The 24,198-nt window shown below is 63.1% G+C and carries 23 protein-coding genes; 11 read left to right on the top strand and 12 right to left on the bottom strand.

Annotated features, from left to right (window positions below; translation table 11 throughout):
• Positions 1-42: 42 nt before the first annotated feature.
• Complete coding sequence (locus ASD04_RS06105; protein WP_056254064.1) at positions 43-363, top strand: hypothetical protein; 321 nt, start codon at positions 43-45, stop codon at positions 361-363.
• Between the two features lie 130 nt (positions 364-493).
• Complete coding sequence (locus tag ASD04_RS06100; protein ID WP_056254062.1) at positions 494-1,417, top strand: DMT family transporter; 924 nt, start codon at positions 494-496, stop codon at positions 1,415-1,417.
• Between the two features lie 43 nt (positions 1,418-1,460).
• Here ASD04_RS06100 and ASD04_RS06095 read toward each other — a convergent pair whose 3' ends face one another.
• Positions 1,461-1,931: an SH3 domain-containing protein gene (locus ASD04_RS06095; RefSeq protein ID WP_244488261.1), complete on the bottom strand. Its 471-nt coding sequence runs from the start codon at positions 1,929-1,931 to the stop codon at positions 1,461-1,463.
• A 97-nt stretch (positions 1,932-2,028) separates the two neighbouring features.
• Positions 2,029-2,451 (bottom strand): MarR family transcriptional regulator, encoded by a 423-nt coding sequence (locus ASD04_RS06090; RefSeq protein WP_056254059.1) that lies wholly within the window; start codon positions 2,449-2,451, stop codon positions 2,029-2,031.
• Positions 2,452-2,595: 144 nt separating this feature from the next.
• Between ASD04_RS06090 and ASD04_RS06085 the strand changes: the two genes are divergently transcribed.
• From ASD04_RS06085 to hemH, 3 genes are all read left to right on the top strand, one after another.
• A complete protein-coding gene (locus tag ASD04_RS06085) occupies positions 2,596-3,495 on the top strand; it encodes a LysR family transcriptional regulator (RefSeq protein ID WP_056254056.1) in 900 nt (299 codons plus the stop codon).
• A gap of 9 nt (positions 3,496-3,504) precedes the next feature.
• Positions 3,505-5,139 carry a DUF1007 family protein gene (locus ASD04_RS06080; RefSeq protein ID WP_056254054.1) on the top strand — a complete coding sequence of 545 codons (1,635 nt, stop codon included), beginning with the start codon at positions 3,505-3,507 and terminating at the stop codon, positions 5,137-5,139.
• A gap of 79 nt (positions 5,140-5,218) precedes the next feature.
• Positions 5,219-6,244: a ferrochelatase gene (gene hemH / locus ASD04_RS06075; protein WP_056254052.1), complete on the top strand. Its 1,026-nt coding sequence runs from the start codon at positions 5,219-5,221 to the stop codon at positions 6,242-6,244.
• Positions 6,245-6,290: 46 nt separating this feature from the next.
• On the opposite strand, the gene ASD04_RS06070 is transcribed toward hemH, so the two are convergent.
• A complete protein-coding gene (locus ASD04_RS06070) occupies positions 6,291-8,651 on the bottom strand; it encodes a transketolase (protein WP_056254047.1) in 2,361 nt (786 codons plus the stop codon).
• A gap of 115 nt (positions 8,652-8,766) precedes the next feature.
• Here ASD04_RS06070 and ASD04_RS06065 point away from each other — a divergent pair, with 115 nt between their 5' ends.
• Positions 8,767-9,243 carry an Lrp/AsnC family transcriptional regulator gene (locus ASD04_RS06065; RefSeq protein WP_082531026.1) on the top strand — a complete coding sequence of 159 codons (477 nt, stop codon included), beginning with the start codon at positions 8,767-8,769 and terminating at the stop codon, positions 9,241-9,243.
• A gap of 52 nt (positions 9,244-9,295) precedes the next feature.
• Here ASD04_RS06065 and ASD04_RS06060 read toward each other — a convergent pair whose 3' ends face one another.
• Entirely contained in the window at positions 9,296-9,586 is a 291-nt protein-coding gene (locus ASD04_RS06060; RefSeq protein ID WP_056254041.1) for an SH3 domain-containing protein, read from the bottom strand.
• A gap of 108 nt (positions 9,587-9,694) precedes the next feature.
• On the bottom strand, positions 9,695-10,027 hold the full coding sequence (locus ASD04_RS06055; RefSeq protein WP_056254038.1) for a hypothetical protein: 333 nt from the start codon (positions 10,025-10,027) through the stop codon (positions 9,695-9,697).
• A gap of 1,389 nt (positions 10,028-11,416) precedes the next feature.
• Here ASD04_RS06055 and ASD04_RS06050 point away from each other — a divergent pair.
• Positions 11,417-12,376 carry a retron St85 family effector protein gene (locus ASD04_RS06050; RefSeq protein WP_056254037.1) on the top strand — a complete coding sequence of 320 codons (960 nt, stop codon included), beginning with the start codon at positions 11,417-11,419 and terminating at the stop codon, positions 12,374-12,376.
• Complete coding sequence (locus tag ASD04_RS06045; protein ID WP_082531023.1) at positions 12,363-13,322, top strand: retron St85 family RNA-directed DNA polymerase; 960 nt, start codon at positions 12,363-12,365, stop codon at positions 13,320-13,322. The genes ASD04_RS06050 and ASD04_RS06045 overlap by 14 nt, the downstream gene beginning before the upstream one ends.
• Positions 13,323-13,441: 119 nt before the next feature.
• On the opposite strand, the gene uvrB is transcribed toward ASD04_RS06045, so the two are convergent.
• Complete coding sequence (gene uvrB / locus ASD04_RS06040; RefSeq protein WP_056254032.1) at positions 13,442-16,090, bottom strand: excinuclease ABC subunit UvrB; 2,649 nt, start codon at positions 16,088-16,090, stop codon at positions 13,442-13,444.
• A 220-nt stretch (positions 16,091-16,310) separates the two neighbouring features.
• Here uvrB and ASD04_RS06035 point away from each other — a divergent pair, with 220 nt between their 5' ends.
• Positions 16,311-16,682 carry a DoxX family protein gene (locus ASD04_RS06035; protein ID WP_056254029.1) on the top strand — a complete coding sequence of 124 codons (372 nt, stop codon included), beginning with the start codon at positions 16,311-16,313 and terminating at the stop codon, positions 16,680-16,682.
• Positions 16,683-16,685: 3 nt separating this feature from the next.
• Here ASD04_RS06035 and ASD04_RS06030 read toward each other — a convergent pair whose 3' ends face one another.
• Positions 16,686-17,366, bottom strand: coding sequence for a hypothetical protein (locus ASD04_RS06030; RefSeq protein WP_056254028.1), 681 nt, complete (start codon positions 17,364-17,366; stop codon positions 16,686-16,688).
• A gap of 436 nt (positions 17,367-17,802) precedes the next feature.
• Between ASD04_RS06030 and ASD04_RS06025 the strand changes: the two genes are divergently transcribed.
• A complete protein-coding gene (locus tag ASD04_RS06025) occupies positions 17,803-18,951 on the top strand; it encodes a multidrug effflux MFS transporter (RefSeq protein ID WP_200940238.1) in 1,149 nt (382 codons plus the stop codon).
• 344 nt (positions 18,952-19,295) lie between these two features.
• Complete coding sequence (locus ASD04_RS06020; RefSeq protein WP_082531022.1) at positions 19,296-19,736, top strand: CBS domain-containing protein; 441 nt, start codon at positions 19,296-19,298, stop codon at positions 19,734-19,736.
• Positions 19,737-19,949: 213 nt separating this feature from the next.
• On the opposite strand, the gene ASD04_RS06015 is transcribed toward ASD04_RS06020, so the two are convergent.
• From ASD04_RS06015 to ASD04_RS05995, 5 genes are all read right to left on the bottom strand, one after another.
• Entirely contained in the window at positions 19,950-21,248 is a 1,299-nt protein-coding gene (locus ASD04_RS06015; RefSeq protein ID WP_056254021.1) for a sorbosone dehydrogenase family protein, read from the bottom strand.
• A gap of 158 nt (positions 21,249-21,406) precedes the next feature.
• The gene (locus tag ASD04_RS06010) at positions 21,407-21,781 is read right to left on the bottom strand and encodes a hypothetical protein (protein WP_056254018.1); all 375 of its coding nucleotides are present in this window, start codon (positions 21,779-21,781) and stop codon (positions 21,407-21,409) included.
• A 158-nt stretch (positions 21,782-21,939) separates the two neighbouring features.
• Positions 21,940-22,578 carry an SH3 domain-containing protein gene (locus ASD04_RS19345; protein WP_056254014.1) on the bottom strand — a complete coding sequence of 213 codons (639 nt, stop codon included), beginning with the start codon at positions 22,576-22,578 and terminating at the stop codon, positions 21,940-21,942.
• A 169-nt stretch (positions 22,579-22,747) separates the two neighbouring features.
• Positions 22,748-23,323: an SH3 domain-containing protein gene (locus ASD04_RS06000; RefSeq protein WP_056254011.1), complete on the bottom strand. Its 576-nt coding sequence runs from the start codon at positions 23,321-23,323 to the stop codon at positions 22,748-22,750.
• A gap of 117 nt (positions 23,324-23,440) precedes the next feature.
• A complete protein-coding gene (locus ASD04_RS05995) occupies positions 23,441-24,106 on the bottom strand; it encodes an SH3 domain-containing protein (protein WP_056254008.1) in 666 nt (221 codons plus the stop codon).
• Positions 24,107-24,198 lie beyond the last annotated feature (92 nt).

Genomic DNA, 24,198 nt, shown 5'->3' with positions numbered 1-24,198 from the left:
GCGGCAGGTGGCCCCGCGGGGCATTCCATGAGGGGGAAGCAAATGGAAGTCATCGTGCCTATTCTGGTCCAGCTTGTCGCCGGCGGTGTCGGCGGCAACGTCATCGGGCAAATCGTCAAATCGCTCAATCTCGGTCCGGCCGGCAACTCGATCGTCGGCGCGATTGGCGGCATCGCCGGGACGTGGCTTGCCGGGATGATCCCGGGGCTTGACGGCCTGGTCGGCGCCGCCGCCGGTGCGGCAGGCACGGCGGGCGGGCTCGATCTTGGCGCCCTGGCAGGCCAGGGCGCAACGGGCCTGGTCAGCGGCGGTATTCTCACCGCCATTGCCGGCCTCATCAAGTCCTCTATGGCCAAGGCCTGATTTGCCACGTTTCCGAATCGCAAAGCCGTATCCGCTTTTGCTGGAAACGCTCCGGGCTTTGCGATAGCGCTTTGAACGCTCCGGCAGCCAAGCCGGGGCGTTTTCTCGTGTCCTGCTGATTGTACCCGTCATGGCTTCCCCAACCACCGATATCCGCACCGACAATGTCGGTCGCGCGATCGTCCTGACGCTCATTACCATCGGGGTATTCGGCGTGCAGGATGCGGTGTCCAAGGTGCTGGTACAGACCTATTCGCCATTCCAGATCACCATGATGCGCTATTGGGGCTTTGCCGCCTTCTCGCTGCTGCTGGTGATGCGGCAGGCGCCGCTGCGCCAGGCGCTGAATTCAAAAGTGCCGGTGCTGCAGGTGCTGCGCGGCGTGCTGCTGATGGCCGATATCTGGTTTTTCGCGCTGGCTTTGCGCACGGTGCCGCTGGGCGAGTTGCAGGCGATCACCGTGGTCTATCCGCTGCTGGTGACGCTGTTCGCCATTCCCATCCTGGGCGAGAAGGTGGGGGTGTTCCGCTTCGTGGCTGTCGGCGTCGGCTTTGCCGGGGCGCTGGTGATCGTGCGGCCGGGCGGATTGCCGCTCGACTGGGGCGTGGGGTTCGCACTGGCCTCGGCGACGCTCTATTCGATCTATATCGTCATCACCCGCAAGGTGAGCCAGTATGACAGCGCGGCGACCAGCATGGTCTATACGGCGACCATCGGGCTGGTGCTGTCAGGGGTGGTCGGCGTGTTTTTCTGGCAGCCGATGGGCTGGAGCGACTTCCTGCTGGTGGTGGTGATCATGGGGACGACCTGCGCGGGGCATGGGGTGATGGTGTTCGCGCTTTCCATGGCGCCGGCCAGCGTGGTGCAGCCGTTCAACTATTTCTCGTTGCCCTGGGCGATCCTGCTCAGTGCCTTCGTCTTCGGCCACTGGATCGACCCGATCTCGCTGGCCGGCGCGGCGATCATCGTGGCGGCAGGGCTGGTGGTGATGGCGCGCGAGCGGCTGAAGCGCGTGCCCGTGGTCGCCACCCCGACAATGCCGGGGCAGGAATAGCAGAACGCCGCCCCGGAATTTTGGGGGCGGCGCTCGAAATGGCTTAGTTGCCGATGCAGAAATAGCCGTTGGGGCCGTTGAAGCAGACGCTGCCGCTATTGTTGCCCGGATGGGTCGGCCAGGGCTGCGGACGCGGCGGACGCGGATTCCAATGCGGCGGCCGCGGGGGATAGGGGTTCCAATGCGGCGGGCGCGGCGGCTGCGGATTCCAGTGGGGCGGGCGATCCCAATCGTCGTCATTGTCCCAACCGCCGCCGCTGCGGCTCAGGTAATTGGCCGAAACCCAGCCATCGGGGCCGCGCTTCTCCACGTAGCACCAGCTGCCGCGGCACTGCTGCACATCGACCTGTTCGCCTCGGCGCAGGGTATCGACACGGGCGTATCCGGTGCCTGGACCCGAACGCACATTGACGTTGCCGGTAGCATAGGCCGGGGCGGCAAATGCGGTCGCAGTCGTCGCCAGAAGCGCCAGTGCCGCGAGGCCACCTGCCATGATCTTCTTGCTGAGAGCCATTGTTGATCTCCTTCGTTTTGCGGCACGTGAATGCCTTTGAACGACAGAAAACGCCTTTGCGCCTGAACCGAAGCTGAATGGACCTGTCAGGTTCCGATCAGAGGCGCAGCAACTCTACGAAACGCTTGAGACGCTCAGCCAGTTTCTTGCGCTGCCTGGATTTGAGTTCGCCCATCAGCGCCTCTTCGAGCTGGCTCCAGTGATCAGCCAGACCATTGCGGATGCGGACACCGCGCTCGGTCAGGGCGATGCCGACGGCAAGCTCGGGGCCGACGGCCTGGCGGGTGACGAGGCCTCGGTCCAGCAGGCGCGCCAGACGGGTCTCCAGCGCCGCTTCGCCAAGCCCGAGTTCAGCGGCGAGTTCGGCTTCGGTGGTGCTGGAGCGGCCGAGTTCGAACAGGATGGCATCGTCGCCCGGCTCCAGCCCGCGCTCAACCAAAGGCAGCAGCAGGGCCTTGTGCGCGAGCTGCCCGGCTTCGATGAGCCGGTAAAGCGTGGATCGGGATGACGGTCTGGACATGAGCGGGAAAATAGTCCGAACTCCTCGGGCGCGTCGAATGGCGTCCCATCCTATCGTTAATCGTGGAACGACCAAGGCCGGTTATTGTTCACTCAACGCAGATGAGTTATGCGTCGATTACGATGATCTCGTGAACGGAACGCCATGACACAGGATCTTGCCCGTATTCGCGCTTTCGTTCAGGTCTTTGATTCCGGTGGCTTTTCTGCCGCGGCGCGGGAGCACGGACGTTCCAAGGCGCTGCTCAGCAAGTATGTGACCGATCTCGAGGACTATCTCGGGGTGCGGCTGATGAACCGCACCACGCGCAAGCTCAGCCTGACCGAGGCCGGAGAGGCCTATTACCGGGAAGCCAGCGCATTGTTGCAGCAGTTGGACGATCTCGACGCGACGATCACCGACCAGACGGCGGAGCCGCGCGGGTTGTTGCGGGTCTCCGCGCCACGCAATTTCGGCGAGTCGACGCTGGCGCCGGCCATCTACGAATATCTGCGCAAGTATCCCAAGGTGACGCTCGATCTGCGGCTGGAGGATCGCTATGTCGACCTGGTCGATGAGGGGATCGACGTGGCTTTGCGCATCTCGACGCTGGCGGATTCCTCGCTGATCGCGCGCAAGATTGCCGATATGCATGTCGTGGTTGGGGCGGCGCCCGAACTGCTCAAGCAATATGGCGTGCCCAGGCATCCCGAAGACCTGCGGCACCTGCCCTGCATTATCGATGTGAACCTGCAGGGGCAGTCGAACTGGCGCTTTATCGAAGACGGCAAGACCATATCCGTGCCGGTCAACGGACCGCTCCGGGTCAATTCTCCGCTGGCGGCGCGCAAGGCGGCGATCATGGGTCTCGGATTTGTCGTATTGCCGTCCTATCTGGCGGACCCGGCGGTGGCCAGCGGCGAACTCGTGCCGGTACTGGCTGATTACCTGCCGACCGGGCAGACGCTGCAGGCGGTCTATCCGCATCGGCGGCATCTGGCGGGCAAGGTGCGGGCACTGATCGACCATCTGGTCGAGTGGTTCCAGAACCACCCGATCCACTAGGGGCAAGAATTGAGTCTCAGTTCCATCTGGCGTCGTGCGATCGGCGTTGCTGCGGTTCTGCTGTCGCTGGTCGCGCCGGCTATGGCGCATCCCCATATTTTCATCGATGCCAGGGTGACCGTGGTGTTCGACGGCAATGGCGCCGTGGCGGGCCTTAGGCATGCCTGGACCTTCGACAGCGCATTCTCGGCCTGGATGGTGCAGGGGCTGGACACCAATGGCGACCGGGAAACCAGCCCAGAGGAAATGCAGGACCTGGCCGACGAGAACATGGTCGGTCTCACCGATTATGGCTTCTACACCTATGCCGGCGAGGGCGACGCGCTGATGGCGTTCACGCCGGCCGGAGACCAGCGCATGGTCTATGAAGACGGGCGGGTGACGCTGCGCTATTCGGCCGACGCCGTCACGCCGATGCCGGTGAGCGGGCGGTTTGAACTGGCGGTCTATGATCCGGAATATTACGTTGCGATCGGCTTTGCCGATGCCAGCGACGTGACGCTCGAAAATGCGCCAGCAAGTTGTGCGGCCGTGCTGGAACCGCCCAAGCCGATGGACCCCGAAGTCGAGCAGCGGCTTTATGCGCTGGGGCCGGAAGTGTTGCAACTGCCGCCGGACCTGGCGGCGGCGATGCGCGGTACGCAGGGACTGATCGTCGTCACCTGCGGCGATGTGCCGGTGGCGGCGCCGGCCAATGCGCTGGAGGCGGCGAACCAGGTGGCGGAAGCCCGCCCGGCCATGCCCTTTGGCGGTCCGCCGCCCGAGCCGGGGCTGAACCTGCCGCGAACAGGGTTTTTCGGCTGGCTGCAAGAGCAGCAGCGCGCCTTTTATGGCGCGATGACGGCATCGCTCGACGCATTGCGGACCGACTGGACCGCCTTCTGGGTGCTGGGCGGGCTGAGCTTTCTCTATGGCGTGTTCCATGCCGCCGGGCCGGGACATGGCAAGGTGGTCATCTCCTCCTATGTGCTGGCCAATGAGACGCAGTTGCGACGCGGGGTGGTGCTCAGCGTGCTGTCGGCCATGCTGCAGTCGCTGGTCGCGGTGGTGTTCGTGCTGATCGCGGCGGGCCTGTTGGGCATGACCAGTATTGCCATGGGCGATGCGGCCAACTTGATCGGCGTCGCCTCCTACGCACTCGTGGCGCTGCTGGGCCTGTGGCTGGTGGCGCGCAAGGTATTCGGCTGGGGCGAGCACCATCACCAGGATATGGCGCACAAGGCGCATGAGCATCTGCATGGGCATGAGAACCACGACCATGACCACCGTCACGGGGGCGACCATGACCACGATGGCCATGCGCATGTGGTGACGCCGGAGGCGGCGGGCGGCAGCCTGCGCGAACAGTTGGGCGTGGTGCTGGCAGTCGGGTTGCGGCCGTGTTCGGGGGCGCTGGTGGTGCTGGTCTTCGCGCTGTCGCAGGGGCTGCTGGCGGCGGGGATCGCGGCGGTGTTTCTCATGGGTGCGGGGACCGCAATCACCGTAGCAGTGCTGGCGACGCTGGCGGTGACGGCCAAGGGATTGGCGCGGCGGATCGGCGGGGTGGACAATCCGGTGACATCGGCCTTGGTGTGGTGGCTGGAGCTGCTGGGGGCGGCGCTCGTGCTGGCTTTTGGTGTGCTGCTGCTGATCGCCAGCCTCTAGCGCGACCCATGGTCGCCTTGCGGATGACGGGGGAGCGCGTATGGTGCGGCAGCCTAGAATCCCTCCAAACTGGCGCTTCATGTCCGATCACCTTCCCGCCGATCATCCATTTGTCCAAAAGCCGAAGATCGGCGTCGTCCTGCTCAATCTGGGTACGCCAGATGCGACGGACTATTGGAGCGTGCGGCGGTATCTCAAGGAATTCCTGAGCGACCAGCGGGTCATCGAGACGCCAAAATGGCTGTGGTGGCCGATCCTCAACCTGGTGATCCTCAGCGTCCGGCCGCAGAAGAGCGGCCACGCCTATGAGCAGATCTGGGACAAGGAAAAGAACGAGAGCCCGCTGCGGGTGATCACCCGCAACCAGACCGAGGCGCTGGCGGCGCGGCTGGCGGGACACGACGATATCGTCGTCGACTTCGCCATGCGCTATGGCAATCCCTCGACGCGGAGCGTGCTGGAGAAGATGCAGGCGGCGGGGTGCCATAAAATCCTGCTGGTGCCGCTCTATCCGCAATATTCGGCGACAACGACCGCGACCGCCAATGACAAGGCATTCGATGCCCTGGCCAAGATGCGCTGGCAGCCTGCGGTGCGTACCGCGCCGGCCTATTTCGAAGATGCCAAATATATCGAGACGCTGGGCAATTCGATCCGCGACGGGGTGGCTGCGCTGGATTTCGAGCCGGACCTGGTGATTACCAGCTATCACGGCATGCCAGTGGAATATCTCCAGCGGGGCGATCCCTATCACTGCCAGTGCTACAAGACGACACGGCTGGTGCGGGAATATCTGGGCTGGGACAAGTCCAGGATCATGGTGACGTTCCAGAGCCGGTTTGGACCGAGCAAATGGCTCGAGCCCTATACCGACGTGACGCTGGAGGCGCTGCCGGGCAAGGGCGTCAAGAAGGTGGCGATCCTGGCGCCGGCATTCTCGGCGGATTGCATCGAGACGCTGGAAGAGATTGCCATGCAGGGCAAGGAGACATTCATGGAAGCGGGGGGCGAGAAGTTCGCCTATATCCCGTGCCTGAACGATAGCCCCGGGGGCATAGACATGATCGAGGCGATGGTGCGCCGGGAACTGAGCGGGTGGCTCTGACCTGGCTGAGTGGGCGACCCTCGACCCCGAGGGCGTGGCCAAGAGCTCATTTCCTGGTCCTCATCAGGCTGCGGGCGGCGTTTTCGATGGCGGCGGCGTCGATGCCGAAATGGGCATAGAGGTCGTTGACCGTGCCGGTCTGGCCGAAATGTTCCACCCCTAGCGTCATGGTGCGGTGACCGAGGACGCTACCGAGCCAGCCCAGGGTCGCTGGGTGAGCATCAATGGCGGTGACGAGGCCGGCGCGATACGGGATATCGGCGAGCAGGGTTTCGATATGGCTGCGGGCCGCGTTGTCGCTGTGCAAGCGGGCGCGCTGGGCGGCGTGCCAGCCGGCATTGAGGCGATCGGCCGAGGTGACGGCGAGCACGGCGACATTGCGCCGGTCACCACCGATGGCGCCGGCAGCGGCGATGGCTTCATTGGCGAGGACGCCCTGGTAGGCGATGACCACGTCGCATTCGGGTGTAGGAGGCTTGAGCCAGTAGGCGCCGCGAATGATACCGTCGGCGAGGGCTTTGTCCGTTTCGCGGGGCACCTGCTCGATGCTGCGGGTGGAGAGGCGCAGATAGACCGAGCCGCCGGTGACGTCGCGGGGCCAGTCGGCCAGGTCCGGGCGGGCATCGCCGGAACGCTGCATATAGTCGAAGGCCCAATCCGTGATGATGGACAATTCGTCGGCAAAGGCCGGCTCGAAACTAGCAAGGCCATCCTGCGCCATGCCGATCAGCGGGCTGGCGATGGATTGGTGCGCGCCGCCTTCGCCGGCCAGCGAGACGCCTGACGGCGTGGCGACGAGCAGGAAGCGGGCATCCTGGTAGCAGGCATAGTTCAGGGCATCGAGGCCGCGGGAAATGAAGGGGTCGTAGAGCGTGCCGATGGGCAGCAGGCGCTCGCCGAAGAGCGAGTGGCTGAGGCCCGCGGCGCCCAAGGCGAGAAACAGGTTCATCTCGGCAATGCCCAGTTCGAGATGTTGGCCCTCGGGCGTGAAGCGCCATTTCTGGGCGCTGGGAATGGCTTCCTTCTGAAAGACATCGACCATTTCCTTGGCGGCATAAAGATTGCGCCGGTTGACCCAGGTGCCGAGATTGGTCGAGACCGTAACGTCGGGCGAAGTGGTGATGATGCGGCGAGCGAGGTCGCTGTCGGTCTTGGCGATGGCGTCGAGGATCTTGCCGAAGGCGGTCTGGGTCGAGGTGGGGCCGGTGCCGACGAATTGCGGGCCGATGGTGGCGACTGATGGCGCGGTGTGCCGGCGGGATTTTGTGGTGTTGAACGGGACCTTGGCGAGGAAGCGTTCGATAGCATCGGGATCGGCCAAGCCTTCCAGCTTATCCCATTCATGGCCCTCGCGGACCTTCATCGACTGGCGCAACTGGTCGATCTGGGCCGATGTCATCTGGCCGGCGTGATTGTCCTTGTGGCCGGCCAGGGGGGTAGCCCAGCCCTTGACAGTATAGGCGATGAAGACGGTGGGCCTGTCGCTGCCGGCGGCCTCGAACTGTTCGAGCAGGCTCGGAATGCAGTGGCCGCCCAGATTGGCCATGAGATCGGCCAGTTCGGCATCGCTGCGGCGGGCGAGGAGGGCGGAGACAGCGCCCTGGTCGCCGATCTCGTCGCTGAGCCGCTCGCGCCAGGCGGCGCCGCCGCGGAACATCAGGGCCGAATAGATGGCGTTGGGGGCGGCATCGATCCAGGCCTTGAGCTTGTCGCCGCCCGGTTCGGCAAAGGCGGCGCGTTGCAGGGCGCCGTATTTGAGGGTGACGACAGTCCAGTCGAAGGCGCGGAAGATGGCTTCGATGCGGTCGTAGAGCCCTTCGCGGACGACCCCGTCGAGGCTCTGGCGATTGTAGTCGATGATCCACCAGGTGTTGCGCAACCCGTGCTTCCAGCCTTCGAGCAGGCATTCGTAGACGTTGCCTTCGTCGAGCTCGGCATCGCCCACCAGGGCGACCATGCGGCCTTCGGGGCGGGATGTGTCGGCCCAGGGTTTTGCCCGCACATAGTCCTGGATCAGGCTGGCGAAGGCGGTGAAGGCGACGCCGAGGCCGACCGAGCCGGTGGAGATGTCGACGTCGTCAGTGTCCTTGGTGCGGCTGGGATAGGATTGCGCGCCGCCGAAGGCGCGAAATTGCTGAAGCTTTTCGAGGCTCTGCTTGCCGAAGAGATACTGGATGGCGTGGAAGACCGGGGCGGCGTGGGGCTTGACCGCGACGCGGTCCTCGGGCCTAAGCACGCCGAAATAGAGCGCGGCCAGGATCGCGGCCATGGAGGCCGAACTGGCCTGGTGGCCGCCGACCTTGACGCCATCGACATTGGGGCGGATGTGATTGGCGTGGTGGATCATCCAGTTGGAGAGCCACAGGGCTTTCCTGGTCAGCGCCTCGATACTGGCGATCCGGTCCATGCTTCCCCTCCCGACATAGCATCGTAATTTTGCGCCTTGGCTTGCGGCAATTCTCGTCTATTTTTGCCTCTTATGTGCAATATCGCGCAGGATTTGCGCAATCTGGAGCAGGAAAATGGTAGAAACCGCCGCAATGGAGCTGAGTGCCATCGACCGGAAAATCCTACGGGCACTGCAGGAAGACGGGCGGATGACCGTGCAGGCGATTGCCGACCGCGTGGGGCTCAGCGCCTCGCCCTGCCTGCGCAGGATCCGCCAGATGGAGCGGGCGGGGATTATTGCCGGCTACAGCGCGACGGTGGATCAGAAGGCGGTGGGGCTGCCGGTCTCGGTGTTCATCTCGATCAAGCTGGAGCGGCAGCGCAGCCATGAGCTGGATGCGTTCGGGGCAGCGATCAGCGGCTGGCCGGAGGTGATGGAATGCTACCTGATGACCGGGCAGTTCGACTTCCTGCTGCGGGTGGTCTGCGCCGACCTCGGGGCCTATGAGCAGTTTCTGCGCGAGCGGCTGACCCAGGTGGAGGGCGTGGCGAGCATCGAGAGCAGCTTTTCGCTGGGGCAGGTGAAATATTCTCGGGTGCTGCCGCTTTAGGAAGGCCCCCTCACCCGGCCTGCGGCCGACCTCTCCCCCGAAGGGAGAGGTGTTACCAGCCTGGCCCCGCGAAATTGGGCGGGGTCACCGGGATCTTGGCAGCCCAGCCAACGAGGTAGGAGCCGAGCACCCAGCCGGTATCGGTGACGAAGCACCATTCGTCGTCGCGGGTACAGTAATCGAGGGTGACTTCGGTGCCATCGGGAATGCGGCCGATGGTGGGATAGCGCATGCCCGGGCCGGTATGGACGGCGATATTGCCGCCGCTGACGCGGGCCGTGGGGGCCGCGAGGGCTGGCGCGGCGATGCAAGCGAGGAGGGCGGCAAGGGCGAGCGGGCGCATGTGGGGTCTCTCGAAGGGGCGGACATGCTGTGACATATCTCTGTGGCACGGCCAAGGCGCGCGGGCCGGGAGGAACCCCGCCCGGCGGCGAGACCGGGCGGTGCGATTTCAGTCCAGGCTGTTCGCGGGGCGGGGGACGGTGAGGTGGTGATAGCGCTCCTCGAAATGCAGCGAGGCGGCCGTCAGCCGCCCGACCAGGACGGCCAGGTCGGCATGAGCCATGGGTTTGTTGACGCTGACCCCGAAGAAGCGCGGCAGGTCGGCATGGCGGCGGAACAGGCGGTTGGCGATGATGATCAGGCCATTGAGCGCCATGAGGGTTTCGTCCTGCACCGGCTGGGGCTTCTTCGACTTGATCAGCATGGCATTGAAGGCGGCCAGCTCCTTGGCGAAGCGATTATAGGCGGCGATGGATTTGGGGCTGAGATTGGGCAACGTCATGTCTTGCGTCTCCGTGGTTTGAGGATGGCTGCGCGCATGCGGACAGCCGAAATCGCCGCCCGGCTTGCGCTTGCGGTTTCACGGGAGATGGGCGGCCTTTGACTCGTCCAGTTTACTAACTCAGGGAGCCACAGGCCGCCCATCACGGGTCTGGAGTTTCCTCACCGGGTCCGGACACAATCGCAAGCCCAGCTGCCGACTTTCTGCCCGGCCAAACGGGCGCCCCCGTCTCCAGCCTCCCCGCCCGGCCCTGCGTCGGGGCCGCGTGATTGGCGGGAATGGGAGGAGTATGCAGGAGGATTTCGGGGCGGGGATAAGATGGATAAGTTTGGGCTTGTGAGTACCCCCTCACTGGGGAGTGTTTGCCTCGAGCGCTTGGGGCTTTCCCTTCTCCCCTTGAGGGAGAAGGTGCCTCCCCGTGTCGCTTCGCGCACGAGGACAGGCTCCGGGCGGATGAGGGGTGTCGAGCCCTCCGCCGACATGGAAGCATGGGAGAGCGCAGCACCCCTCACCCGGAAATCCGCTGAACGCGGATTTCCACCCTCTCCCTCAAGGGGAGAGGGGTAACCGGCCTCAAGCGTCCAAGGGTGGGGTGTTGATCCGGCTACCTTGCGGCTGTGGTGCGATCTCGGGATGGGTCCCGGCTCAAGGCCGGGATGACATCGGGGGTGGGGCAGCCGAATTGCAACTAGGACCTATTTGCAACAAGGTGGGGTGGGGCGGTGGCGAGAGGGGGGACCGGAGAGGAGGGCGACGGGGGCCGGGCTGACGCTGGCCGACTGGACAGGGGAGCGGCTGGCGCGCGATGGTTCGGGCGGAGGGGGCATGCGCAAACTAGCCGGGCTACGGGATCGTGCAGCGGCAGACGGCGGCGTCCTGTCCGTCACGGCTTTATTGCTCGCAGATCGGGTCATGCCAGGAAGCGCGGTGGTATCTGGCCAATTGCAGTTGGGGCGGGGCGCTGGATGGCGATGGGGACGGCGTGTCGTGTGAGGCGATTTGCCGTTAGGGCGCCTTGCCGTTCCAAAGGGCCAGTCGCGTCAGCGCAGCGATTGGAGGCAAGATGGCCATGAGGGCTGGGCCCGAATGGCGCGCGGGCACACTCTTGGCAGGAAGAGCAACTAAATCTCAACCAACTTGCAAGGTCTTGGTCAGCGGAAATACATCATTGTATTTGACGAATCTCTTGGAGCGCAGTTACCTCAAGCTACTCTTTACGCGTTTTGAACCAGGCGTGCTTGGTTCCGTCGGGCGCTTAGCCAGACGTCCCGTTATTGATAGGTCTTATCGGCAGGACTAGACGCGAGAACTCATCTCTCGGCTACGCCTCGCACCTTCGGCACCGATGAGTCCTCCCGTCTACTCCTGCCTCTCTGAGGTAAAGAGCCTTTGCCCGATGCATTAAAGACACTTTTCAACGACCTAGACTTGGCGGGGCTGCGGGTAAGCAGACCTACCAAGTTCATTTTTTTGTGCGGCGGCAAAACTGGAGACGAAGCGAAGACGCCTGTAAGCCTTCGCCATTACCTGCTGTTTGAGAAGAAAATTGAGCCAAAAATCCAGGCGAAAATAATACTCGCGGACAGAGCTAATCAAATTTACCGTGACACTGAGTACCGAGATCTTATCTCTTTTGAAGAGGACATCGCTCTCATTTCCGCTAGTGTTATGGTCATTACTGAGAGCGCTGGGTCTCTCGCGGAATTAGGCGCTTTTACAGCAAACCAGGTTACCAGACGCCACGTCGCCATCATTAGCCAAACTGAGTTCAGCCAGGCCGAGTCGTTTGTTCGTTACGGTCCGATAGAGAGAGTCAAGAGAGACGACGAGGAGCGGGTCGCGTTCATTCCTTGGCGCATCAATGGCAAGGGACATGTGGTAAAATCGTCAGTAGCCGAGCATGTAAGCAATATCGTTTCGTTCATCAACGAGACGGTTGGAAAGGTCCCGTCCGAAGAATTGTATAGTAATGTTCCATCATTGCATAAATTCTTTCATGTTCTTTGGCTTTTGCATAATTGCAATGCGTTATCGATAACGCAATTACAAGAATATAATTCGAAAATATTTGGAGCTGATCTCTCTATAAACGACACAAAAAACATTCTATACTGTATGAAGTTTGCGGGTTGGGTCGAGAAGTACGATTATCTCAACAAGACATATTGGTACTCATTACATAGTCGCGACCCGTTTTCGAAGTACCGCTACAAGGAGGGTGTTGGCGAAGTCGACACATTGCGACGTAAGTCGGACTTGGCCAAAGAGGTTAAGTCGGAGCTCAAGCACCCGGCTCATGTAATCCAGCACGTTATCTCTAACAAGTTGAAGCCAGATGTCGCTGCTTGAGGAATTACAGACGTACTCTGGACTTGGCTACGGCGAATTGGGTGCCGTTCTTAGAACCGCGCCGCGAAGGTATAAGGCCTACCTAATACCGAAGCGGAGCGGTGGACATCGAATGATTGCACAGCCCGCGCGCGAGCTGAAGAATTTGCAGTACTTTCTAATTGACCGCACATTGAGCAAGTTGCCTGTTCACAGCGCGGCCGCAGCTTATCGGGAGAACGTGGGTATTCGTTCCAACGCGGCCGCTCACGCGCGAAACGAGGTCATTCTCAAACTAGATTTCTCGGATTTTTTTCCAAGCATAAAGCCTCGGGACTGGATGCTATTTTGCGGCTCGCTTGACCCTGAAGTGGCGGAAGCTTCTGGCTTGGCCACTGGTGCTGACGTAATGTTGGCAACAAGACTGCTGTTTTGGGGACGTGGCACATTTGAACCGAAGTGCCTGTCGATAGGCGCGCCGTCCTCACCGGTGTTGTCTAATGTATTGATGTTTGCGTTCGATACTGCGGTAGCCGCTCACGCGATTCAAAATGACGTGGTTTACACTAGGTATGCCGACGATATTACTTTGTCGTCCGACAGATCAAAACAGATACTGTTAGTTGAAGCTGCAATACGGAGGTACATAAAACGTTATCGTTCGCCTGCGTTGACGATCAACGAGGAAAAAAGAGGGCTATATACTTCTGGCCAGAAGAAGATGGTCACTGGGCTGGTCGTGACTCCGGAGAAGCGGGTTTCTCTCGGCCGCGATCGGAAGAGAATGATTTCCAGCTTGGTGCATCGGTTCACCCTAACTCAGCTGGAGCTTCCAAAGATTGCCTATTTGCAGGGGATGCTCGCATTCGCGCGAGACGTAGAGCCTTCATTTTATGCTTCGCTTGAAAGAAAATATGGCCAGCCGACCATGCGGGCACTGCTTGCCTTCCGGCTACCCAAATCGTAGTGGCGCACCAACGGCCGCGTTCTCGTCGAACACGCTTTGATCGTCTTAGCGATGCAAGGCCTCTTACCCGAAGCCGCTGACCAACCCTCGAGTCAGACTGAGGCCTGGGGGCGAGGTGATCAGGAGACCTCCCCACTCAGCGTATCCAGTTCCATCTCCCGCAGCCGCTTCACCTCGTCGCGCAACCTCGCCGCCTTCTCGAACTCCAAATTCGTCGCCGCTTCGCGCATCTGGGCTTCCATGTCCTTGATGACGGCCGCCAGGTTGGCACCCACCGCGACCTGTTCCTTGCCGTCCTTGCCCTTGCCGATGCTGACGGTGACGTGGTCCTGTTCGTAGACGCTGTCGACGATGTCGTGGATGTTGGAGCGGACCGACTGCGGGGTGATGCCGTTGGCTTCGTTATAGGCGAGCTGCTTTTCGCGGCGGCGGTTGGTTTCGGCGAGGGCGCGTTCCATGGAGCCGGTGGTGCGGTCGGCGTAGAGGACGACCTTGCCGTCGACGTTGCGGGCGGCGCGGCCGATGGTCTGGATGAGGGAGGTTTCGCTGCGCAAAAAACCTTCCTTGTCGGCGTCGAGGATGGCGACGAGGCCGCATTCGGGGATGTCGAGGCCTTCGCGCAGGAGGTTGATGCCGACCAGGACGTCGAAGGCGCCCAGGCGCAGGTCGCGGATGATTTCGATGCGCTCGATGGTATCGACGTCACTATGCATGTAGCGGACGCGGATGCCCTGTTCGTGCAGGTATTCGGTGAGGTCCTCGGCCATTTTCTTGGTGAGGACGGTCAGCAGGGTGCGGTAGCCCTTGGCGTTGGTCTGGCGGATTTCGTCGACCACATCGTCGACCTGGGCCTTGGCCGGGCGGATTTCGACCGGGGGATCGATCAGCCCGGTGGGACGGATGACCTGTTCGGCGAAGACGCCGCCGGTCTGGTCCATTTCCCATGAGCCGGGCGTGGCCGAGACATAGACCGATTGTGGGCGCATGGCGTTCCACTCCTCGAAGCGGAGGGGGCGATTGTCCATGCAGGAGGGCAGGCGGAAGCCGTATTCGGCCAGGGTGGCCTTGCGACGCAGGTCGCCGCGATACATGGCGCCGAGCTGGCCGATGGTGACGTGGCTTTCATCCACGAAGACCAGGGCATTGTCGGGGAGATATTCGAACAGGGTCGGCGGCGGCTCGCCGGGTTTGCGGCCGGAGAAGTAGCGGGAATAATTCTCGATGCCGGCGCAGGAGCCGGTGGCTTCCATCATTTCGAGGTCGAACAGGGTGCGCTGTTCGAGGCGCTGGGCTTCGAGGAAGCGGCCGGCGCCGTTGAGTTCCTGCAGGCGCGCAGCGAGCTCGGCGCGGATGGCCTTGATGGCCTGGTTCATGGTGGTGCGCGGCGTCACGTGGTGACTGTTGGCGAAGATGCGGATGAAGGTGAGGTCGGCGGATTTTTTGCCGGTAAGGGGGTCGAATTCGACGATGGATTCGATCTCGTTGCCAAAGAGGGAGACGCGCCAGGCGGCGGCTTCGTAGTGGGCGGGGAAGATTTCCACCGTGTCGCCGCGCACGCGAAACGTGCCGCGCACGAAGCCGGTATCGCCGCGCTTGTATTGCAGGGCCACCAGCTTGGCGAGCAGCTCGCGCTGGTCGATCTTCTGGCCCTTCTGCACGTCGATGGTCATGGCCGTGTAGTCTTCGACCGAGCCGATGCCGTAGATGCAGGAGACGGAGGCGACGATGATGACGTCGTCGCGTTCGAGGATCGCGCGCGTGGCCGAGTGGCGCATGCGGTCGATCTGCTCGTTGATGGTGGATTCCTTCTCGATATAGGTGTCCGTGCGCGGGACATAGGCCTCGGGCTGGTAATAGTCGTAGTAGGAGACGAAATATTCCACCGCATTGTCGGGGAAGAAGGACTTGAACTCGCCATAGAGCTGGGCGGCCAGCGTCTTGTTCGGCGCGAGGATCAAAGCCGGGCGGTTGGTGGCCGCGATGACCTGGGCGGCGGTGAAGGTCTTGCCCGAGCCGGTGACGCCGAGCAGAACCTGATCGGTCTCGCCATTGTTGATGCCTTCCACCAATTCGGCGATGGCGGTGGGCTGGTCGCCTGATGGCTTGTAGTCGGTCTGCATGCGGAAGGGGCGGGAGGGCGCGCGCTTTTCGAGCAGGTTGGCGGCCTTGTGCGGCACCCAGGGGGAGGAGCCTTCCACCTCCTTGCGGCCATGCAGGATGATCTGTTCGAGAGCTTTGACCGTGGCGGTGACGCCGACGGTCTGGGCGTCTTCCACCGTGCGGCTGGAGCCGGATTTGGAGCGGGCGGAGGCGAGGGCGTCGCGGAGTTTGCCGAGGGTTTCAGGATCGGCTGCGGCGGCGCGGGAAATGTCGCGGGCGGATAACGCTTTATCGGATGGCTTGTGGCCGAAGCCGGCCTGTTCGGCCTCGCCGAAGCCGAAGTCGATGCGGTCGACGGAGTTGATCTTGGTCTTGTTGGTCCTGGCCGACATGCCGGTGGCGGTGTCGTTGTTGGACTTGGTGGAGCGGCGCTTTTCGAGAGCGGTTTTCTTTTTCGCAGCGTCAGCGAGGGCCTTGGCAGCATCGGCCTGCGCCTGGGCGGCGTCGGCGGCTGCCTTCTGGTCGGCGCGGTCGAGGGCGCGCTTGTTGCGCATGCGCTCGGCGTAAAGCGGCTTGTTGGCGGCCAAATCCTCGGCCTTCTCGATCTCGCCGAGGAAATCGTCGATGGAAAAGTCGGCTTTGCCCGGACGGGCGGACTTGTCGGCCATGGAATGCTCGCGATCTGGGGAAGCGACTCAGATGGGGAACGAGGCGCTGACATGCAATGTTCCGCAGAGCATATCGGGGTTCGAACGGAGAGGGAACGGGAGCTGCTGACAGGGGGAGTCAGGAATGGCAGGGAAATTCATGGCTGGGGGTGTCGAAACGGCGCCCCGTCTGTCGTCGTGAGGGCATAGGGCGGCAGTGGGCCGCTATCGGGAGAGTGAAATGAAGATTGCAGGCTGGGTCTTGAGCGGGCTGATCGGGCTGTTTCTGGTCATTGTTTCGGCGGCGCCGAAATTCATGGGCATTGCGGCGGCCACCGATGCCATGGCGGTGGTGGGGTGGCCGATAAAGTATCTGGTGCTGATCGGCTGTATCGAGGTGGGATGCGTGATCCTGTTCCTCATTCCACGCACTGCCTTGCTCGGCGCCGTGTTGACCACCGGGTTGCTGGGCGGCGCGCTGGCGGCGAATCTGCGGGTGGATAATCCGCTGTTCAGCCACACGCTGTTTTCCATCTACCTGGGCGTGGCGGTATGGGTGGCGCTGTGGCTGCGCGAGGAAAAGCTGCGGGAGGTGTTTCCGCTGGTAAAGTAAGGATCAGACGCGGCGGCCCGGCCTGGTGGCGAACCAGATGGTGTGCCGGCCGCCCTTGCCCGAGCGCGTGGCGCGAACGCCGATTTCCTCGACGGTCATGTCCGACTGCCTGAGCCGCCTGGTGAATTTCGCATCGGGTGCGGAAGACCAGACGGCCAGGTGCCCGCCGGGCATGAGCGCGGCCCTGGCGGCGGCGAGGCCGGTGGCGCTGTAAAGCCGGTCATTGGCCGGGCGCGACAGGCCATCGGGCCCGTTATCGACATCGAGCAGGATGGCGTCGAACGGCTTGCCGGCGCCGATGGCGGTGGCGACATCGCCCTGGTGGATGCCGACGCGGGGATCGTCGAGGCTGGCGCCATGGATGGCGCCGAGCGGGCCGCGGGCCCAGGCGATGACCGCGGGTACCAGTTCGGCCACGACGATTTCACTGTCGGCGCCGAAGCATGCGAGGGCAGCGCGCAGGGTGAAGCCCATGCCGAGGCCGCCGATCAGGATGCGCGGCCCGGCTCGTCCGGCGAGGCGGGCGGCCGACAGCGTGGCCAATTGCTCTTCGGAGCCGCTGAGGCGGCTGTTCATCAGCTCGATCGTGCCGGACATGATGGAGAATTCACCGCCGCGCTGCATCAGCCTGAGCGGCCCGCCGCCCGGCATGGTAGTCTCATCGAGCTTGATCCAGGGCAGCATGGGGGAGTCCTGTGGTGGCTGGCCGCGCTGGGCTAGCACCTGAGGCCGGTTCGATACAAGGGAGTGGGCCTACTGCTTGTGAAGGGCGGGTGTCGATCGCTGCCTGGTGGTTAGGCAATATTGGACGCGCCGACCGGTAGGGGGATGGGGACCGACGGCTTTTGGCGTAAATGAGCCGTAGTCTGCCCTTTCGCCAAAAGCATATGTTGACCAGAAACAAGTGACGACCTACCAATTGCTGCATGAAGATTGAAAAAGGCTTCGTTGTAGTAGGTGGGCGCATGGGCATGGCAGCATAGCTGTCAGGCGAAAGCACCCATGCGCGGTAAATTCAGCCCCCAAGCGGGGCTTTTTTATTGCCCGTCCACTCTTCAAGTTAGCGGTCATCATTGTGCGAACTGCATCATCCAAACCACGTCTTTCGACGCTGATCCTGTTGTCGGCACTCGCCATTCTGCCGATCAATTTCTTTCTCCCGTCGCTGCCCGGCATGGCCAACGAGTTCGATGTCGCCTACGGGATCATGGGCCTTTCTCTCGCGGCCTACGCTGGGGTGTCTGCATGCCTTCAACTGGTTCTTGGTCCCCTTTCTGACCGGTTCGGCCGCCGACCCGTAATCCTTTGGGCACTGGCCATTTTCATCGTGGCGACGATCGGCTGCGCCTTGGCACCCGATGCGTGGACCTTCCTCGCCTGCCGGATGGTCCAGGCCATAATCGCCCCGACATATGCGGTATCGCTTGCCGCCATCCGCGACACCACCAGCAGGGAGCAGGCAGCAGGTCAGTTTGGCTATTTGGCCATGGCGTGGGCGATATCGCCTATGCTCGGGCCAACATTTGGTGGAATACTCGATCAGGTGCTCGGTTGGCGAGCCAGCTTCTACGTCCTGGCATTCTTCGGGGCTGCGGTTCTGGTCTTGTGCTGGGCTGATCTGAGCGAAACGAACCGCACGCCATCGAGCACGATAGCCGAACAATATCGGGCCTATCCCGAGCTCCTCGGCTCGAAGCGCTTCTGGGCATATTGCGTCTGCATGGCCTTCTCGGTGGGTGCCTTCTACGCCTTCCTAGCCGGTGCCCCACTGGCTGCCTCGGCTTTCGACCTGCCCCCAGCAATCCTCGGTCTTTATATGGGCTCGATCACAGGCGGTTTCATGGTCGGCAGCTTTCTGGCCGGGCTGCTCGCCGGCAGGTTGCAGGTGACCACAATGTTGGTTGTTGGACGGATCGTGGCCTGCGCCGGTCTTTTGTTCGGCCTCGTCCTATACGCTGCCGGCATCGATCATGTGCTGGCATTGTTCGGGCCCTGCCTGTTCGTTGGCCTGTCGAACGGCCTTACGCAACCGAGCGCCAACGCTGGGGCGATTTCAGTTCGCTCGACACACACGGGAAGTGCCGCCGGTCTCGCTGGTGCGATTACGGTCGCTGGGGCGTCCATCATGGCTGCGTTTGCGGGTGCGGTTTTGACCGAAGAGAATGCCCAGTCTGGCCTGTTCCTCGTGATGTTGGCATCCGCGGCTGTTGCCCTGGGCGCAGCCCTAGTCGCCCGAAATCTCGATAGCAGTGCGCCAAGATCAACATAATCGAGGGAGAAGCTGCCAATGTCCGTCCAATCCTCCGCACATCCTGTCGCTTCGGTTATCGGCGTGGTCGTCCATGATGCCAACGTGCTTCTGGTTCGGCGTATCAATCCACCTGATGCTGGAAAATGGGGTCGACCGATGCCTCGTGGAAGGTCGGGCGGGGAGCCGTCGGTCCGCTTTTGGATCAGCCAGTCGGAAAAGCTATCTCTGACATGGCCACGCACGCATAATGGGCGCCCTCAGCATCGCCTTCGGTGATCAGGCCGCTCCATGATACCCTTGGACCAGCAAATCGCCGCACGTCCATCGGACATGTGAGCTTTGCCTTGTTGAGGAGAGACGCGATGTTTGCTGAGAGATTGTTGCCTGCAGCCCGTGACAGGCTCACGACCATCGTCGATGACGCCCCTCTGATTGAAGCCGCGCGGCTTCTTCGGCCAGGAACCGATATCCTCGTCGTGTGCAGTTCAGCAGGATTGCTGCGTGGCGTCATCACCAAGACCGACGTGGTGGCTCAGATCAGCCAGTGTCAAGGATCGGGGTGCCTGGCACTGGCGTCCGTTGCCATGAAGCAGGACGTCCTGCTCTGCCGATCTGGAGATTTGCTGGAGGATCTGTGGAACCGCATGAGGGAGCGGAGCTTGAAGAACATCCCCTTCGTGGACCAGGACTCCCGTCCTCTGGGGGTGCTCAACGCCAGGGACATCCTTCAGGCACTCCTCAAGGAGTCCACGACCGAGGAAGCGATGATGCGGGATTACGTGATGGGTGTTGGATACCGCTGAGACGGTTGCTAACGGCACCATCGGTGAGCCACAAGTCCACCCCCTCCCCAGCTCTGCTACGGCCCTGCAGGCCGAGCGGCGCTACCCTCCCCTCAAGGGGGAGGGTGGGACAAGCCACAACTCCGCGATTTTTTCTGCCCCAAGAGCCCGAAGTAAACACGCCCCCCTTGAGTGGGAGGAGCCGTTCAGCGGGCTTGCAGAGGCCTGCCCTCCTCAGGCCCCCGTCACCCGCCAGATGACGTCGCCGACGTCGTCGGCCATCAGGATGGCCTGGTCGGCGGCGAGGGCGACGCCGACGGGGCGGCCGTAGGAGTATTTTTCGTCGGGGGACAGGAAATCGGTGAGGATGTCGCGCGGCACGCCGGAGGGCTTGCCGTCGGCGAAGGCGACGAAGGTCAGCTTGTAGCCGCTGAGCTTGCTGCGGTTCCAGGAGCCGTGCTGGCCGATGGCCATGCCTGATGGAAAGCCGGGCAGGGTACCGGCGGGCAGGAAGCAGAGGCCGAGCGAGGCGGTGTGGCCGCCCAGGGCGTAATCGGGATGGTCCTGCGCGGCGGCGGGGTGGGCCGGGTTCTGGGGGACGCGGTCATCGACGACGCCCCAATAGGAATAGGGCCAGCCGTAGAAACCGCCATCGCGCACCGAGGTCAGGTAATCGGGCGGGGTTTCGTCGCCGAGCCCGTCGCGCTCGTTGACTACGGTCCACAGCATGTCGGTGGACGGCTCCCAGGCCATGCCGACGGGATTGCGCAAGCCGCCGGCGAAGATGCGCGACTGGCCGGTGGCGAGGTCGAGTTCATGGATGCAGGCGCGGTTCTCCTCGGCCTCGATGCCGGCATCGCCGATATTGGTGAGCGAGCCGACGGCGACATAGAGCCGGGTACCGTCCTTGCTGGCAATGAGGTTGCGCGTCCAGTGGCCGCCGGGGACCAGGTCCATGAGCTTGCGGCCGGGGGCGGTGATGCTGGTGGCGCCGGGCTCGTAGGGATAGGCCAGGACTGCGTCGCTGGCGCCGACATAGAGCGTATCGCCGATAAGGACCATGCCGAAGGGCTGGCGGACGCCGGTGATGAAGGCGTGGCGGATTTCGGCAACGCCGTCGCCATCGGCGTCGCGCAGCAGGGTGATGCGGTTGGGGCTGGTGCCGGAGGCGCGGGCGCGCTTCATGGTGCTCGACATGGCGTGATCGAAGAGCGAGCTGGGCTTGCCCGATTCGCCCATGGATTCGGCGACCAGGACGTCGCCATTGGGCAGGACATGGATTTGGCGCGGGTGAACCAGCCCGGCGGCGAAGGCATTGACCTTGAGGCCGGCGGCCGGCGTGGGCGTGCGGCCGTTTTCCCAGCCTTTGGCGGTGGGCATTTTCAGCGTCGGAATGCTGCCCTGGGCCTTGGGCGCGGGAATGACGGGGGCCGCGCCATAGACTGCCGGGCGCGGACCATCGCCACGGTGGCGGACGGCGACGGCAACCGCACCGATGGCGGCGACGATACTGGCGAAGATGGACTCAGTCATGGGCTACTCGCATGGGCTATTCGATTGTCGGATGACGGGGCAAGCTAATGGCAATACGCCGCGAATGCCATGCCCGGCCTCGGCGGAAAATGCAGTGATGGCGTGTGTGGGGCAAAAGGCCGGGTGGCGAGTATACCCGCCACCCGAGGATGCGCGTGCTATGGGCGGGCGGGTGTCCACACCACCCAGGCGAAGAGCAGCACGCCGATGAAGGTGATGATGGAGGCCACGGCGACGACGGGCTCCATGCCGGTATTGCCGGCCAGCAGCAGATAGAGCGAGACGCCCATGAGGGCGACGCCGACCGTGTAGACCAGGTATTGCAGCATGGGCAGGCGGCCGGCGGCCTTGGCTGGGTTCAGGGCATAGTAGCCGCCGAACAGCGCCGAGGTGACCCAGCCGAGCAGGTTGATATGAGCGTGGGCGCCGATGACATTGTGGTTCTGGCTGATCGACATGTGGATGCCGATGGAAATACCGACGATCAGGAACAGGATGGCGGTACGGAAATAGTACTCGGATATGCGTGGCATTGTTTCCCCCAAAAGCTGGCCTCGACGTCCCCTCACGGACTTGGGTCCAGTAAGGCGACGGTAGGCCCGCGGCAGGGCAAAATCCATCCATGTTCAGGGGGGCGGGAGCAAAAACGCCGCCCCGGAGGGCGGCGTCGCTTGCCGGAGCCGGCGGGCGATCAGAGCGCCTGGAAGCTCGAGATGGCGTTGTTGTAGGAGCCGAGTGAGGGCTTGGAATTGATGATGGTGGCGCAGGAGCCGCCATAACCGAAATTCTTGCAGACCGTCACCTGGGCGCCGCCCTCGACGCTGACCGAGGAAATGGAGTCGTTCCAGCCTCCGGCCAGGTGCGCATTGCTGTCGCCGGGGCTGACGCAGAACTTGCTGCCGGCGAAGTTGGTACTCTTGAAGAAGCAGACCTTGGCCGCGGCGGGCGGCAGCGGGGCCGGCGGCGGGGCGTCGCCGATGCCGAAGGAGAAGGACGGGCCGCCGGGGCCGACGGTGACGCCGAAGTTGAACGGAATTTCGGGCTCGGACGGGCCGGGGGCCGGCTGGGCGGCAGCGGGCTTGAGATAATTGGCGGAAACCCAGCCGTCGGTGCCGGCATTGCGGTCGACGAAGCACCAGGAGCCCTGGCAATCCTTGACGTCTACGAGTTCGCCGGCGCTCAGCGTGCCGACCTTGGAATAGGAGGTGCTGGGCCCGGTGCGGACATTGACGGCGCCGGTCGCGACGCCGGGCTGGGCGAAAGCAGCGGCGGTCGACAACAGGACGACGGCGGCTGCGGAAGACAGAGCAGTGATGTGCTTGACGTTCATTTCAAATACCCTCGTTTGACTTGCAGTGAGCATGCCGCTCGCCTGTTCTGAGGGTGAGTAGACAGTATTGCGGCTGAACTGCTGCTGAACGGGGTGTTTAGCGGGGGCGGACGGAAATGGCCGCACTGGGCGGCGAAGATGAACAGTGGTGAGTGTACGCTCCGTTTCCTCAGTATACCCGGATGGAGGACAAGGCGCGGCGGAGGTATTGGTCGAGAGCGGGCTGAGAGGCGATGATGCGTTCGCAATAGGACTGGAAGCCGCGGTCGCGGCAGACGGCGGCCGAGACATTGCCCTCGACCTTGACGGAGGCAAAGCTGTTGTCGAGGCCGAGTAGAGCCAGATCGTGAATGACGCGGCCGGGGCCGACGCATAGCGCGCCGCCGGCATAGTTGGCGCCCTGGTAGAAGCAGACGCTGCCGGGGCCGCCCTGGGGATAATCGGGATGGACGCCGCCGGGCCAGTCGGTGGAGGTGAGGCCGAAGACAATGAACTGCTTGGCGGTCCAACCGCGGCCGCCCGGACCGTCGACCGCGCACCACAGCTCCTCGCAGCGCAGCACCTTGATCGGCAGGTCGGCGGCAATCTCGCCGGTGACGTCATAGGCAAGGCCAGGACCGTTGCGCAGGGTCAGCGGATCGCTGCTCCAGGCATGAGTGCCGGATAGCGAGGCGGCCGAGGTGGCCGATGTCGCCAGGATGATGATGCCGGCAAGAGTGGCCAGAAGGCGGCCGAAACGAAGCATGGCAGTACCCCGAGACGTGTCAACGGAGGGCACACTAGCGCGGCGGGGTGCCGGCTCCAAGGGCAAAGCAAAGGGCGCGACCGGAGCCACGCCCTTGCAGATAGTCAGGTGGCGCGATCAGCGCACGCGGATCGAGACGATGTAGTCGTCGAAATCGCCCAGCGAGGAGGCGCTGGTGGTATAGGTGCGGCAGTTGCGGTAGTTGCTCTCCGAGCAGACCTGGACCTGCAGGCCGTCGTCATTCTCGACCGAGGAAATGCGGTCGGCCCAATCGCCCAGGTTGCGGATGTTGTCGCCCGATTCAAGGCAGAAGCTGGTGCCGCGGAAGCGAGTGCGGTCATAGAAGCAGACTTCGCCGAAGACCGGCTGCGGAAGCGGCTGGACGACCGGGGGACGCGGCTGGGGCTGGGGCTGGTTGCCGACGCCGATGCTGATCTGCGGGCCGTTGGGGCCGCCGATGGTGAAGCCGAAGGAGAGACCCGGCTGGCTCGGATTGACCGGCCGGCCACCGGCGCTCAGATAGCTGGCGGAAACCCAGCCATCCGGACCGGACTTGTTGATATAACACCACGAGCCCTGGCATTGCTGCACATCGACCTGGGTGCCACGGGTAACGACATCGATGACGCCGTAATTGGTGCCGGGGCCGGAGCGCACATTGACATTGCCGGTGACGACGCCGGGCGCTGCATAGGCAGCCGGCAGGAACACCACGACGGCGGTGGCGGCAACGGCAACGCCGGTAGCGATGTTCAGCAACATCTTGCGGGTATGGCGGTTCATGTCTAACGCTCCTCTGTGCTGGTCCAACCGGTCCCGGGACGGGACGACGCCTTTGCGGCCGCCAGCTTCATTTGCTCAAGAAACGGGGAGAC

Source organism: Devosia sp. Root436 (genome assembly GCF_001426345.1).
In the GTDB taxonomy this organism is placed as follows: domain Bacteria; phylum Pseudomonadota; class Alphaproteobacteria; order Rhizobiales; family Devosiaceae; genus Devosia.
Note: the sequence above shows the minus strand (reverse complement) of the source record. Positions and strands in the feature narration are given on the sequence as shown.

Coding starts and splice junctions, on each gene's coding strand:
- ASD04_RS06105 (WP_056254064.1), top strand. CDS start 43: ATGGAAGTCATCGTGCCTATTCTGGTCCAGCTTGTCGCCGGCGGTGTC.
- ASD04_RS06100 (WP_056254062.1), top strand. CDS start 494: ATGGCTTCCCCAACCACCGATATCCGCACCGACAATGTCGGTCGCGCG.
- ASD04_RS06095 (WP_244488261.1), bottom strand. CDS start 1,931: ATGGCTCTCAGCAAGAAGATCATGGCAGGTGGCCTCGCGGCACTGGCG.
- ASD04_RS06090 (WP_056254059.1), bottom strand. CDS start 2,451: ATGTCCAGACCGTCATCCCGATCCACGCTTTACCGGCTCATCGAAGCC.
- ASD04_RS06085 (WP_056254056.1), top strand. CDS start 2,596: ATGACACAGGATCTTGCCCGTATTCGCGCTTTCGTTCAGGTCTTTGAT.
- hemH (WP_056254052.1), top strand. CDS start 5,219: ATGTCCGATCACCTTCCCGCCGATCATCCATTTGTCCAAAAGCCGAAG.
- ASD04_RS06070 (WP_056254047.1), bottom strand. CDS start 8,651: ATGGACCGGATCGCCAGTATCGAGGCGCTGACCAGGAAAGCCCTGTGG.
- ASD04_RS06065 (WP_082531026.1), top strand. CDS start 8,767: ATGGTAGAAACCGCCGCAATGGAGCTGAGTGCCATCGACCGGAAAATC.
- ASD04_RS06060 (WP_056254041.1), bottom strand. CDS start 9,586: ATGCGCCCGCTCGCCCTTGCCGCCCTCCTCGCTTGCATCGCCGCGCCA.
- ASD04_RS06055 (WP_056254038.1), bottom strand. CDS start 10,027: ATGACGTTGCCCAATCTCAGCCCCAAATCCATCGCCGCCTATAATCGC.
- ASD04_RS06045 (WP_082531023.1), top strand. CDS start 12,363: ATGTCGCTGCTTGAGGAATTACAGACGTACTCTGGACTTGGCTACGGC.
- uvrB (WP_056254032.1), bottom strand. CDS start 16,090: ATGGCCGACAAGTCCGCCCGTCCGGGCAAAGCCGACTTTTCCATCGAC.
- ASD04_RS06035 (WP_056254029.1), top strand. CDS start 16,311: ATGAAGATTGCAGGCTGGGTCTTGAGCGGGCTGATCGGGCTGTTTCTG.
- ASD04_RS06030 (WP_056254028.1), bottom strand. CDS start 17,366: ATGCTGCCCTGGATCAAGCTCGATGAGACTACCATGCCGGGCGGCGGG.
- ASD04_RS06020 (WP_082531022.1), top strand. CDS start 19,296: ATGTTTGCTGAGAGATTGTTGCCTGCAGCCCGTGACAGGCTCACGACC.
- ASD04_RS06015 (WP_056254021.1), bottom strand. CDS start 21,248: ATGACTGAGTCCATCTTCGCCAGTATCGTCGCCGCCATCGGTGCGGTT.
- ASD04_RS06010 (WP_056254018.1), bottom strand. CDS start 21,781: ATGCCACGCATATCCGAGTACTATTTCCGTACCGCCATCCTGTTCCTG.
- ASD04_RS19345 (WP_056254014.1), bottom strand. CDS start 22,578: ATGAACGTCAAGCACATCACTGCTCTGTCTTCCGCAGCCGCCGTCGTC.
- ASD04_RS06000 (WP_056254011.1), bottom strand. CDS start 23,323: ATGCTTCGTTTCGGCCGCCTTCTGGCCACTCTTGCCGGCATCATCATC.
- ASD04_RS05995 (WP_056254008.1), bottom strand. CDS start 24,106: ATGAACCGCCATACCCGCAAGATGTTGCTGAACATCGCTACCGGCGTT.